This window comes from Virgibacillus indicus, assembly GCF_002266285.1.
Lineage (GTDB): Bacteria > Bacillota > Bacilli > Bacillales > Amphibacillaceae > Virgibacillus_K > Virgibacillus_K indicus.
Genome location: NZ_NPMS01000012.1, coordinates 1 through 13134 on the forward strand (window position 1 = coordinate 1; position 13134 = coordinate 13134).

Here is a 13134-nt window from a genome sequence, read left to right on the forward strand (position 1 = left end):
TTAAGGAATGTCTGGCAGTAACAGCGGAGAGGTCACACCTGTTCCCATCCCGAACACAGAAGTTAAGCTCTCCAGCGCCGATGGTAGTTGGGGCTTTGCCCCTGCAAGAGTAGGACGCCGCCAGGCAAATACATAAAAGCGAAGAAGCAATTTAAGTTGTTTCTTTGCTTTTTTTGTTGTATAAAAAAACTGACCTGCATTCTAGAAAAAGGAGGTCACTTTTTCTGCATGTGATGTTTCCCACAGAAGCTCTCCTTTCACTGATGGAAGTAGCAGTACGTCGCTAAACGGATGTTAGCACTTTTGGCCATTTCAATTGTTCAACTATATATTTCTAAATTTGTTCATATATATAAATACAAATGAAAATCTCTTATCTATAATTTTCTAAGAAAATGCTGTAAAATAGTAAAATACAGAAAAAAGGGGTGATAAGGGAAATGGAAGTATTTATTGATCAATATCTTGGAGATCATTTTCTTATCATAATGACCCGTGTTCTTATAGCATTAGTACTATCCGGGATAATTGGATTTGAACGTGAATTAAAAAACCACTCTGCTGGCTTTCGCACACATATCCTTGTTGGAGTCGGAGCCTGTTTAATGATGCTGCTTTCTATATATGGGTTTGAGGCATTTATTGAAGCATATGATAATGTTCGGTTTGACCCTGCAAGAATTCCTTCTTATGTCATTAGCGGGATAGGTTTTCTTGGAGCTGGTACGATCATTGTTTATGGTGGAACGATTCGTGGGTTAACTACAGCGGCTTCTATATGGACAGTTGCTGGAATTGGTCTTGTTGTTGGTGCAGGAATGTATGCAGCAGCTATTTTTACAACGTTGGTTATTTTATTGAGCCTGGTTTTCCTAAATAACTTTGAGAAATTATTTACAAGAGGCAAAAGTTCAAATAACATAATTGAAATTGTGGCATTGCCCGAATTGAAAATTAATAATGTTGTTGCTATTTTTGAACAATATGATTTAACGATAAAAAATGTTGAAATTGTAAAAGTTGAAAATAATGTTAGAAATATCTTTATTAAAATTGAACGAAAACGGGATTTGGACCGGGTATCTTTATTTGCGGAGATTTCAAAGATTGATCATGTAAGAAATATTTCAGAACTGCAGTAAATTAAATTGATTGATCAGCAGGCAGTTTCCCTTACGTTGGAATCTGCCTCTATACTATACCAAAAATAAGCTGCCTGTTTTGTTTTCCTTTTTTTTGTCTAAAATAGAAGCAGGAACAGTCATTGGATTTGCATCTCGCATAATTTGGAGTATAATAAAAATATAGTCAAAGATAGTCAAAGTCAAAGACTCATCGATAGGATTGGAGGTGGGGGTTTTGAGTAATATTTCAGATATAATCGAGAAGCATTTAAAACAAATATTACAGTCCAAAGGGAAAAATGTGATTGAAATTAAACGAAGTGAAATTGCTGAACAGTTTCAGTGTGTTCCTTCCCAAATAAATTATGTGATTAATACGAGATTTACTGTGGAAAAAGGGTATATAGTAGAGAGTAAGCGAGGAGGGGGCGGTTATATACGCATCATGCGCATTATACATCAGGACCAATCTGAGCTCATCGATGAAATTATAGCAATGATTAATCCGACAGTAACACAGCAAGCCTCGTTAGATGTTTTGGAACGCCTCCTGGAACAAGATATAATTACGGAACGGGAAGCAAAAATCATGCTGAGTGCGATTGGCAGAAATACATTAGCTTTTCAGCTGCCGCTTCGGGATGAAGTCCGTTCACGTGTGTTAACTGCAATGCTGCATACTCTGAAATACCTAAACAAATAAGGGGGACGATAAAGTGAACTGTCAAGAATGCCAGGAACGGCCGGCTACACTTCATTTTACCCAGGTTATAAACGGCAACAAGACTGAAGTGCATGTTTGTGAAGTCTGTGCAAAAACGAAGGGGTATATGGCGTATCCCGAGGAAGGATACTCCCTTCATAATTTGCTTTCCGGGTTGTTTAATTTTGAATCGGTTAAAAAAGAAAACCAGCAAGGAAAAACATATAAACAAATGCAGGAACTACAATGTCCAAAATGCGATATGACATTTTCGGAATTTAAGCGGATTGGGAAATTTGGCTGTGCAGAGTGCTACGAAACATTTTCGAGCCGGCTGGATCCGATTTTCCGTCGAGTGCATTCCGGAAACACCAAACATTTTGGCAAGATTCCAAAACGCAAAGGCGGGGACCTGCACACAAAGAAACAACTGGACAGCTATAAGGCGGAACTGCAAAGTTTAATCGAAACAGAGGCCTTTGAAGAAGCGGCACAAGTGAGGGATAAAATCAAAGCATTGGAAAATCAAAAGGGAGATTCGAAAGGCGGGTGATCGTACATGACATTACAGCATTTTATGAATGAGGCAATCAGTCCATGGATGCGTGAGGAAGGGCCGGATAGTGATATTGTATTAAGCAGTCGGATTCGGCTCGCTAGAAACTTTTCAGATGTTTCCTATCCAATTTTGGCAGATTTGGAAAAACTTGAAGATATCCAGAGTTTTTTCAAAGAAGAATATGAACATCAAACATTTCAGGATTATGAGGATTTCGCATTTATTCCCATCAATGATTTAACCTCCACGGAAAAACGTGTTTTAGTGGAGAAACATTTAATCAGCCCACATCTTGCAAAAAATTCACAGGCAGCAGCTGCAATGATTTCAAAAAATGAGCAGGTGTCTGTTATGGTCAATGAGGAAGATCATATCCGTATTCAACTGTATTTTCCCGGATTTCAATTGAACAAAGCACTAGAGAAGGCGTTTGAGTTTGATGATTGGCTGGAGGAAAAAATTGATTATGCCTTTGATGAAACAAGAGGCTATTTAACAAGCTGTCCAACAAATGTTGGAACTGGCATGCGTGCCTCCGTTATGATGCATCTTCCAGCACTAACCATGACAAAACAGATTAACCGGATGATTCCGGCAATTAATCAACTAGGATTGGTAGTCCGCGGGATTTATGGTGAGGGCAGTGAGGCACTTGGAAATATTTTTCAAATATCCAATCAGATTACACTTGGGAAATCTGAGGAAGACATTATAGATGACCTGCAGAGTGTTGTCCGGCAGTTAATTGAGCATGAAAGAAAAGCACGCAGCCGGATCATGGAACAATCAAGCATAAAATTAGAAGACCGTATTTTCCGCTCCTATGGAGTGTTGAAATATAGCAGAATCATTGAATCTAAAGAGGCTGCAAGGTGTTTATCCAATGTCCGGCTGGGTATTGATTTTGGACTTATTCAAGATGTATCAAGGAATATATTGAACGAATTGATGGTTCTTACACAGCCGGGATTCCTGCAGCAGTATGCAAAAAAGACGTTATCAGCAAATGAACGCGATGTGTTAAGGGCATCACTGATCCGCGAACGATTACAATTGGAGAAATAGATAGGAGGAAAAATCTATATGATGTTTGGACGTTTTACAGAAAGAGCCCAAAAGGTATTGGCATTATCCCAGGAAGAAGCGGTGAGACTCGGTCACAATAATATTGGTACAGAGCATATTCTGCTTGGGCTTGTACGAGAAGGAGAAGGAATTGCTGCAAAAGCACTGCAATCATTAGGCCTTGAAGTAGCAAAAATTCAGGAAGAGGTAGAAAAATTAATAGGTGTTGGAAAACAGCCTATGCAATCCATTCACTATACACCAAGGGCAAAAAAAGTTGTGGAATTATCCCAGGATGAAGCACGTAAGCTTGGCCACTCCTATGTGGGGACAGAACATATTCTGCTTGGGCTGATTCGTGAAGGAGAAGGTGTCGCAGCGAGAGTATTAAATAATCTTGGGGTCAGCTTAAATAAAGCTAGACAGCAAGTGCTGCAGCTTTTAGGAAGTAATGAATCACAGGCAGGTAGACAGGGGCGCGGACAGCAGGCAAGTGCAAATACACCTACGCTAGATTCATTAGCAAGAGATCTGACTGTCAGTGCAAAAGAAGGAAATATTGATCCTGTAATCGGACGCAGCAAAGAAATTGAACGTGTGATACAAGTACTTAGCCGCAGGACAAAAAATAACCCTGTTCTGATTGGTGAGCCTGGTGTTGGTAAAACAGCTGTGGCTGAAGGGCTGGCACAGCAGATTATCGATAATGAAATACCTGAAACACTGCGTGATAAGCGTGTTATGACACTTGATATGGGTACGGTAGTTGCAGGAACAAAATACCGCGGTGAATTTGAGGACCGTCTGAAAAAAGTGATGGAGGAAATCCGTCAGGCAGGAAATATTATTCTGTTTATTGATGAACTGCATACATTAATTGGTGCAGGAGGGGCAGAGGGTGCTATTGATGCATCTAATATTTTAAAACCATCCCTTGCACGCGGTGAACTGCAATGTATTGGTGCAACAACCTTGGATGAATATCGAAAATATATTGAGAAGGATGCTGCACTTGAACGCAGATTCCAGCCGATTCAAGTGGATGAACCAACTTTGGAAGAAACGATTCAAATTTTAAATGGTCTGCGTGATCGTTATGAGGCCCATCACCGTGTCACAATTACAGATGAGGCAATTGAAGCGGCGGCAAATCTTTCTGACCGTTATATTACAGACCGATTCTTACCAGACAAAGCAATTGATCTGATTGATGAGGCTGGTTCAAAGGTTCGCCTCCGTTCCTATACCGTTCCACCAAATCTGAAAGACTTGGAACAAAAGCTTGAGGAAGTCAGAAAAGAAAAAGATGCAGCGGTTCAGAGCCAGGAGTTCGAAACAGCAGCTTCATTGCGTGATTCAGAGCAGCGGCTTCGCGAGGAATTAGAGGAAACGAAAAACGAATGGAAAGAGAAACAAGGGCAGACAGACTCGGAAGTAACAATGGAGGATATTGCAAGCGTTGTTTCCATCTGGACGGGTGTACCAGTTTCCAAGCTAACAAAGGATGAAAGTGAACGCCTGCTGAATATGGAAGAGATTTTGCATAATCGCCTGATTGGTCAGGAAGAGGCCGTTAATGCTGTATCAAAGGCCATTCGCAGAGCACGTGCAGGCTTAAAAGATCCGAAGCGTCCAATCGGCTCCTTTATCTTCTTAGGACCGACTGGAGTTGGTAAAACAGAACTTGCCCGTGCGCTAGCTGAGGTAATGTTTGGTGATGAGGAATCAATGATCCGGATTGACATGTCTGAATACATGGAAAAGCATGCTACCTCCCGCCTTGTTGGTTCACCTCCAGGTTATGTGGGATATGAAGAAGGCGGGCAGCTTACAGAGAAAGTTCGCAGAAAGCCTTACTCAGTAGTATTGCTTGATGAAGTTGAAAAAGCTCATCCAGAGGTATTTAATATTTTACTGCAAGTATTAGAGGATGGCCGATTGACAGATTCCAAAGGTCGTGTGGTAGATTTCCGCAATACAGTGCTGATTATGACATCAAACGTTGGAGCAAGTGAACTGAAACGCAATAAATATGTTGGCTTCAATCTTGAAGAAGAGGGTCAGGAATACAGCGACATGAAGAAAAAGGTAATGGATGAACTGAAAAAAGCATTCCGTCCTGAATTTTTAAATCGGATTGATGAAACAATTGTTTTCCATTCACTTGAGAAGAAACACATGAAGGATATTGTTGTTCTGATGGTTGAACAATTAAAACGCCGTCTAATAGAACAGGAAATAGACCTGTCTCTAACCGATAAAGCAATTGAAAAGATAGCAAATGAAGGATTTGATCCGGAATACGGAGCACGCCCGCTTCGCAGATCTATCCAGAAAAATATAGAAGACTTGTTATCAGAGGAAATGCTTAAAGAAACCATTGCTAAAGGCCAAAAAGTAAAAGTTGGACTGAACAATAAAGGAGAATTTATCGTTCTTCCATAGATTGAACTGAAAGCTAGAAGAAACTATTCTTCTAGCTTTTTGGCTATAAAATGACTGATAATACCATTAGAACTTACTTAACAGTTACTTTAGATTGCGACATACTGCCCTGTTGATTTCAAGTTTGGAAGGATGCTTCGCGGGTTAAATGGATTATCTGGATTTGGGGTATTTCTCTGAGCCCAACAGCTAGAAATCAATAGCCACTAGTCACATAGAGCGCCTCTCTAAGCCCAAATAGCCAGAAACAAGTAGCCACCGGTCACATAGAGAGTCTCTCTAAGCCCAAATAGCCAGAAACAAGTAGCCACCGGTCACATAGGGCGCCTCTCTGAGCCCATATAACCAGAAACAAGTAGCTACCAGTCACATAAAGGATATTTCGGTAGATGACATGATGACGGAAATGTGGTTATATTTCTTGAGCGGCCGATGGAATTATCATCGCTGATTTTAGTTCACGGTTTACATCAATCATGATGGCAAAACAGCATCATCATATAAATAATTTTCCTATAACCTGTGATACTATAAAATTGTGGCACGTCTATGGGATTTTTTAAATGAATTGATAGAAAGCTGTAACTTTAAGCTTGCGAATATCGTATATAATAGAGATATGGGAAGGGAACGAGAAATTTGGCTAAACGAAAAACGAAGTATGTCTGTCAGGAATGCGGATATGAATCACCAAAATGGATGGGAAAGTGCCCAGGTTGCAATAATTGGAATACATTTGTTGAAGAAATGGAAGCATCGAACACTGGAAAAAGGCATACATTTAATGTGGGCTTGAAATCAGCAGGCAAACCAGAAAAGATTACAGCAATTGAATCACAAAAGGAGCCGCGTGTTACCACATCGATGAAAGAATTCAACCGTGTGCTTGGTGGAGGGGTTGTTCCTGGATCTCTTGTTTTAATCGGCGGTGACCCAGGGATAGGGAAATCCACACTGCTGCTGCAAATCTCCTCTCAATTAGCAGACAAAGAGCTGCCTGTTCTTTATATCTCTGGTGAGGAGTCAACCAGACAAACAAAGCTTCGAGCCGACAGACTCGGTGTCAAAGCCGATTTATTATATGTGTTGTCCGAAACTAATTTATTTGATATTGCTAAACAAATTGAAGAGGTTCAGCCATCCTTTGTTGTCATTGATTCCATTCAGACAATTTTTCGTGAAGAGGTTTCAAGTGCGCCGGGAAGTGTATCACAGGTTCGTGAGTGTACAAGCGAGCTGATGAAAATAGCCAAAACCAATGGGATCCCGATTTTTATAGTTGGACATGTAACAAAGGAAGGTGCTATTGCAGGGCCCAGGCTGCTTGAGCATATGGTTGATGCTGTTCTTTATTTTGAAGGAGAGCGACATCATACCTTTAGAATTTTGCGGAGTGTAAAGAACCGTTTCGGCAGCACACATGAAATGGGTATTTTTGAAATGAAGGAAGAAGGCCTTCGGGAGGTCATGAATCCATCGGAAATATTTCTGGAGGAACGGTCTCAAGGGGCTTCCGGCTCCACTGTAGTTGCTTCTATGGAGGGTACAAGACCCGTTCTTGTGGAAATTCAGGCATTGATTTCGCCATCCAGTTTTGGAAATCCAAGAAGAATGGCTACAGGAATTGATAATAATCGTGTGCCGCTCTTGATGGCAGTTTTGGAAAAACGTGTGGGGTTAATGCTGCAAAATCAGGATGCCTATATCAAGGTTGCTGGTGGTGTGAAGCTTGATGAACCGGCAATTGATTTAGCGTTAGCTATAAGCATTGCATCCAGTTTCCGGGATCAGCCTACCCGACCGGATGATATTTTTATTGGAGAAGTAGGGCTTACTGGTGAGATAAGACGGGTATCGCGAATTGAACAGCGTGTTCAGGAAGCGGCCAAGCTTGGGTTTAAACGAGTCATTTGCCCGAAAAGAAACCTGGATGGCTGGACCATTCCTAAAAACATCGAAGTTATTGGGGTACAGACAGTCCAGGAAGCATTGGATGAAGGGCTTGCCCGGTAAAGCAATCTTTATTTGATATTGTCAAAAAGATGTGATAGAATATAACGTTTTACAAATTGAATGTTTGAGAAAGCTATGCTATGCTTTACTTGATATCATAGTCTTTTTCTCACTTTTGTAGGATTAATTTTATTTTGGAAGGCAATAATATAAGTTAGGAGGTGACAGTGGTGCTAAAAAAGATTGTTCATTTATTCTTTATTATATTAGGATGTACCATTGGTTATTTATATGTACCAGATATTATAAATTTATTAGATTTTACTGATGCAAATTGGGTGGCATCCCCATATTTAGGCACATTGATTGGTGCAATCATCTTTTTCATTCTTTCCTATTGGCTGGCTGATTATATTGTAGGGTTCTTGCGGTGGATTGAAGAAGCACTTATAAAAATACCAGCTATGGATTTGCTGTTTGGAAGTATCGGGTTAATTGTCGGTTTAGTTATCGCGTATTTTATCAATATGCCGCTGCAGGACATCAACATTGAAATCGTCTCACAGGTATTACCACTATTCATTATGATTTTATTAGGTTATTTCGGATTTCAGGTTGCTTTTAGAAGAAAAGATGAAATCGCAAATCTGATGAGCAAAAATAAAAAAGATCGCGACAAAAGAAAAGGGTCTGGAGAAGAGTCTGAAACGCAGCAGCCAAAAGCAAAAATACTTGATACAAGTGTTATTATTGATGGGCGCGTTGCGGATATCTGTCAGACTAACTTTTTAGAGGGAACGCTAGTTATTCCTCAGTTTGTACTAGGAGAACTTCAGCATATTGCTGATTCATCCGATGCGTTAAAGCGTAATCGGGGACGACGCGGCTTGGATGTGCTGAATCGTATTCAAAAGGAATTACCTGTTAAAGTAGAGATTTACGAAGGTGATTTTGAAGAGATTCATGAGGTTGACAGTAAACTGATTAAACTGGCAAAGGTAATCGACGGTATTGTTGTAACGAATGACTTTAATTTAAACAAGGTTTGCGACTTGCAAGGTGTGCCTGTGTTAAATATCAATGACCTTGCCAATGCAGTTAAGCCAGTTGTTCTGCCAGGGGAGGAATTGGTAGTTCAAGTGATTAAAGACGGTAAAGAACATAATCAGGGAATTGCTTATTTGGATGATGGTACGATGATTGTTGTTGAAGAAGGCAGAGATTATATTGGAAAAACAATTGAAGTATTAATTACAAGTGTTCTGCAGACATCTGCAGGGCGGATGATTTTTGCAAAACCAAAATTACTTGAAAAAGCACAATAAAAAGGGTATAACTTATAGAGGATACAGTAAAAGATGATAACAGAAATTGTTATCATTTTTTATTACCACTTGATAATGAAAAGAATAGATATATCTTTTAAAATACAGGAAGGGGCTCACGTCATGACAAAAGAAGTTCGCGTTAGGTACGCGCCTAGCCCAACAGGCCACCTGCACATTGGGAACGCTAGAACGGCATTATTTAATTATTTATATGCTAAGCATTTTGATGGGAAATTTATTATTCGTATTGAGGATACTGATGATAAACGAAATGTGGAAGGCGGCGAAGAAAGTCAGCTCACGTTTTTAAAGTGGCTAGGCATTGAGTGGGATGAAGGTGCTGATATTGGCGGAGATTACGGTCCATATCGTCAAACAGAACGACTGGAATTATACAATAATTATGTTAATGAATTGCTTGAGAAGGGCCTTGCTTACAAATGCTATATGACAGAAGAGGAATTAGAGGCAGAACGTGAAGAACAGCGTGCAAATGGACAAGTACCGAAGTATTCCGGTGCCCACCGAAATCTGACTTCTGAACAAATCGCTGCGTTTGAAGCACAAGGACTTAAACCGAGTATCCGGATGCGTGTCCCTGAAAATGTAACCTACACATTTAATGATCTGGTTCGAGGGGAAATTACGTTTGAGTCAAGCGACTTCGGCGATTGGGTTATTGTTAAGAAAAATGGTATTCCAACATATAATTTTGCTGTGGCGATTGATGATTATCTAATGCAGATCAGCCATGTGCTTCGTGGCGAAGAGCATATTTCAAATACACCGAAACAGATGATGGTCTACAATGCATTTGGCTGGGAAGCACCAACGTTTGGCCACATGACATTGATTTTAAATGAAGAACGCAAAAAATTAAGTAAACGCGATCAGCATATTTTGCAATTTATTGAGCAATACCGTAATTTAGGGTATTTGCCTGAAGCATTATTTAATTTTATTACACTGCTTGGCTGGTCACCGGTGGGCGAAGAGGAAATTTTCGATAAAGATACATTGATTGAAATATTTGATCCGGAGCGACTTTCGACTTCTGCAGCTATTTTTGACCGACATAAATTAAAATGGATGAACAACGAATATATAAAATCTACTGATCTAGACAAGGTTATTGATTTGGCATTGCCGCATTTAATTGAAGCAGGCAAACTCCCTGAAAACATGGGTGATGAGAAAAGAGAATGGGCCGAGAAGGTTATTTCACTCTACCGGGAGCAATTAAGATATGGTGCAGAAATTGTGGAATTGACAGAGATGTTCTTTACGAAAGAGCTTTCACTTGATGAAGGAGCGATGGATGTGCTTCAGGAGGAACAAGTTCCTGAAGTTCTCCAGGTCTTCGCGGATAAACTGATTCATTTGGATGAGTTCGACAAGGATTCCATTAAAGCACAGTTTAAAGCTACTCAAAAAGAAACAGGCCACAGAGGTAAAAGACTGTTTATGCCAATACGTGTTGCTACAACCGGACAAGCACATGGTCCGGAACTGCCATTTGCAATTGAACTGCTGGGCAAGGAAGTTATCCTGGATCGTTTGGATAAAATTTTAAAACAATTGGGAGCTTAATTAATTCACAAACCAGCAGATATGTAATATAGTAATAATACAATCTTGAACGTTGAAGAGGAAAAGTAGAAAACGAAAGACTTATCCAGAGAGAATCACCATTGGCTGGGAGTGATTCAAAGCATCGTTTTCGAAGTGCCCCTCTGAGTCCGTTATGGAAATTCAGTACATAACGGCGGCACTCTGCCGTTATCAGAGCTTGAGTTGGGAGGAGAATTATCCACCAAACAGAGTGGGACCGCGCTAACTATGAGCGTCTCTGTGTATATTACACAGAGGCGCTTTTTTTGTTTCCAAACGGAAGGAGGCTTACTAGAATGGGAATATTCAAACGGATGAAAGAAGATATGGATGTGGTATTTGAACAAGACCCCGCTGCAAGGACGTATGTCGAAGTATTTTTAACATATTCGGGTTTACATTCAATTTGGTCACATAGAATTGCCCATGCTTTTTATAATAAAAGATTATTTTTCCTGGCACGCGCAATTTCGCAGATAAGCCGATTCTTTACGGGGATTGAAATCCATCCCGGTGCGAAGATAGGCCGGCGTTTCTTTATCGATCATGGAATGGGTGTTGTTATTGGAGAAACCTGTGAAATTGGTGATAATGTAACTGTTTTTCAAGGAGTTACGCTGGGTGGAACCGGAAAGGAAAAAGGGAAGAGACATCCTACGATAGAAGATAATGCATTAATATCTACAGGCGCCAAAGTACTTGGGTCCATAACAGTTGGGGAAAGTGCTAAAGTAGGCGGAGGGTCTGTTGTATTAAAGGATGTGCCTGCACATGCAACAGTTGTCGGCATTCCTGGAAGAGTAGTCAAACAGCGTGGGGAAAAAGTAAGAAGAGATCTGGATCATCATAAAATCCCTGATCCAGTAGCTGATCGTTGTTCACAGTTGCAGGAGGAAATCGATGAATTAAGAGCAGAAATTGCAAAATTGAAAGAGGGTAATTCATATGCCGATCACAATTTATAACACATTAACTCGTAAAAAAGAAGAATTTACACCTTTGGAAGAAGGAAAGGTCAAGATGTATGTCTGCGGCCCAACAGTATATAACTATATTCATATAGGGAACGCCCGGCCAGCGATTGTTTTTGATTCGGTGCGCAGATATTTAGAATATAAGGGATATGATGTTGATTACGTATTAAATTTTACCGATGTAGATGACAAAATTATTAAAGCAGCGGAGGAAGTAGGGGAAGAGGTACCGGATATTGCAAATAAGTTTATTGATGCTTATTTGGAGGATGTTGGTGCCCTGGGTGTGAAGAAAGCAACACATAATCCACGTGTAATGGATACGATGGAGGACATTATCAGTTTTATTGATACGTTGGTTGGTAAAGGCTATGCCTATGAAGTGGATGGCGATGTTTATTTCAAACCACGTTCATTTGATGGCTATGGAAAGCTTTCCCATCAATCGATTGATGAATTGCGCTCCGGGGCGAGGATTCAAATTGGCGAGAAAAAAGCAGATCCCCTCGATTTTGCCTTGTGGAAAAAAGCAAAAGATGGAGAAATTTCATGGGATTCCCCTTGGGGCGAAGGAAGACCAGGATGGCATATCGAATGCTCAGCGATGGTTAAGAAGTATCTTGGTGAAACGATAGATATCCATGCAGGCGGACAGGACTTAACCTTCCCCCATCATGAAAACGAAATTGCCCAATCGGAGGCAATGACAGGGAAATCCTTCGCCAACTATTGGATGCATAATGGCTATATAAATATTGAAAATGAAAAAATGTCGAAATCACTTGGAAATTTTGTATTAACTAGAGATTTAATTGCTCAACATGATCCAGAGGTGCTTCGTTTCTTTATGCTTAGTGTACATTACCGTCACCCGATTAACTTTACACAGGAATTGCTGGAAGCTGCAAAAAACAGCTTGGATCGAATCAGAACAGCTTATTTGAATTTGGAACACCGGAAAAGTTCAAGTATGAATCTGGATAAAAATACAAATGAGTGGCTGACGCAAATAGAGGATTTTAAAGTGCGGTTTGAAGCGGAAATGGATGATGATTTTAATACAGCAAATGCTATTTCTGTTTTATTTGACTTAACCAAAGATGCGAACATTTACTTACTGTCTGAACAAACTTCAACGAATGTAATTGAGGCATTCCAAGGGACAATTTCTGCATTGCTTACAATACTCGGAATCAGTGTGCAGGAGGTATCTGGACTGGTTGACGCAGAAGTTGATTCACTTATCGAAGAAAGAAATGAAGCGAGGAAAACCCGCAATTTTGCCCGTGCGGATGAAATCAGAGATTTACTGAAGGAGAAAAATATCATTCTGGAAGATACAGCCCAAGGTGTTCGCTGGAAAAGGGGCTAG

The 13134-nt window shown here is 40.2% G+C and carries 10 protein-coding genes, 1 rRNA gene and 1 other annotated feature; all 11 genes read left to right on the forward strand.

Annotated features, from left to right (window positions below; genetic code table 11):
• Nucleotides 1-10: 10 nt before the first annotated feature.
• Nucleotides 11-126 (forward strand): 5S ribosomal RNA (gene rrf, locus CIL03_RS17520).
• Between the two features lie 314 nt (nucleotides 127-440).
• Nucleotides 441-1142: an MgtC/SapB family protein gene (locus CIL03_RS17525; RefSeq protein WP_094887177.1), complete on the forward strand. Its 702-nt coding sequence runs from the start codon at nucleotides 441-443 to the stop codon at nucleotides 1140-1142.
• A gap of 217 nt (nucleotides 1143-1359) precedes the next feature.
• Nucleotides 1360-1827 (forward strand): CtsR family transcriptional regulator, encoded by a 468-nt coding sequence (locus tag CIL03_RS17530; protein ID WP_094887178.1) that lies wholly within the window; start codon nucleotides 1360-1362, stop codon nucleotides 1825-1827.
• A 13-nt stretch (nucleotides 1828-1840) separates the two neighbouring features.
• Nucleotides 1841-2380 carry a protein-arginine kinase activator protein McsA gene (locus CIL03_RS17535; RefSeq protein ID WP_094887179.1) on the forward strand — a complete coding sequence of 180 codons (540 nt, stop codon included), beginning with the start codon at nucleotides 1841-1843 and terminating at the stop codon, nucleotides 2378-2380.
• Between the two features lie 6 nt (nucleotides 2381-2386).
• Nucleotides 2387-3451, forward strand: a complete 1065-nt coding sequence (locus CIL03_RS17540; protein WP_094887180.1) for a protein-arginine kinase McsB — start codon at nucleotides 2387-2389, stop codon at nucleotides 3449-3451.
• A gap of 18 nt (nucleotides 3452-3469) precedes the next feature.
• Entirely contained in the window at nucleotides 3470-5896 is a 2427-nt protein-coding gene (gene clpC / locus CIL03_RS17545) for an ATP-dependent protease ATP-binding subunit ClpC (protein ID WP_094887181.1), read from the forward strand.
• 639 nt (nucleotides 5897-6535) lie between these two features.
• A complete protein-coding gene (gene radA / locus CIL03_RS17550; RefSeq protein ID WP_094887182.1) occupies nucleotides 6536-7909 on the forward strand; it encodes a DNA repair protein RadA in 1374 nt (457 codons plus the stop codon).
• Nucleotides 7910-8079: 170 nt separating this feature from the next.
• Nucleotides 8080-9174 (forward strand): PIN/TRAM domain-containing protein, encoded by a 1095-nt coding sequence (locus CIL03_RS17555; protein ID WP_094887183.1) that lies wholly within the window; start codon nucleotides 8080-8082, stop codon nucleotides 9172-9174.
• Between the two features lie 123 nt (nucleotides 9175-9297).
• Complete coding sequence (gene gltX, locus CIL03_RS17560) at nucleotides 9298-10767, forward strand: glutamate--tRNA ligase (protein WP_094887250.1); 1470 nt, start codon at nucleotides 9298-9300, stop codon at nucleotides 10765-10767.
• 43 nt (nucleotides 10768-10810) lie between these two features.
• Nucleotides 10811-11031, forward strand: a binding site (T-box leader).
• Between the two features lie 53 nt (nucleotides 11032-11084).
• The gene (gene cysE / locus CIL03_RS17565; protein WP_206207719.1) at nucleotides 11085-11753 is read left to right on the forward strand and encodes a serine O-acetyltransferase; all 669 of its coding nucleotides are present in this window, start codon (nucleotides 11085-11087) and stop codon (nucleotides 11751-11753) included.
• Complete coding sequence (gene cysS / locus CIL03_RS17570) at nucleotides 11734-13134, forward strand: cysteine--tRNA ligase (RefSeq protein ID WP_094887184.1); 1401 nt, start codon at nucleotides 11734-11736, stop codon at nucleotides 13132-13134. Before cysE ends, cysS begins: the two co-directional genes overlap by 20 nt.

What these genes read in the sequence shown, in the direction of transcription:
- CIL03_RS17525 (WP_094887177.1), top strand. Translation starts at nt 441, where the DNA reads ATGGAAGTATTTATTGATCAATATCTTGGAGATCATTTTCTTATCATA.
- CIL03_RS17540 (WP_094887180.1), top strand. Translation starts at nt 2,387, where the DNA reads ATGACATTACAGCATTTTATGAATGAGGCAATCAGTCCATGGATGCGT.
- clpC (WP_094887181.1), top strand. Translation starts at nt 3,470, where the DNA reads ATGATGTTTGGACGTTTTACAGAAAGAGCCCAAAAGGTATTGGCATTA.
- gltX (WP_094887250.1), top strand. Translation starts at nt 9,298, where the DNA reads ATGACAAAAGAAGTTCGCGTTAGGTACGCGCCTAGCCCAACAGGCCAC.
- cysE (WP_206207719.1), top strand. Translation starts at nt 11,085, where the DNA reads ATGGGAATATTCAAACGGATGAAAGAAGATATGGATGTGGTATTTGAA.
- cysS (WP_094887184.1), top strand. Translation starts at nt 11,734, where the DNA reads ATGCCGATCACAATTTATAACACATTAACTCGTAAAAAAGAAGAATTT.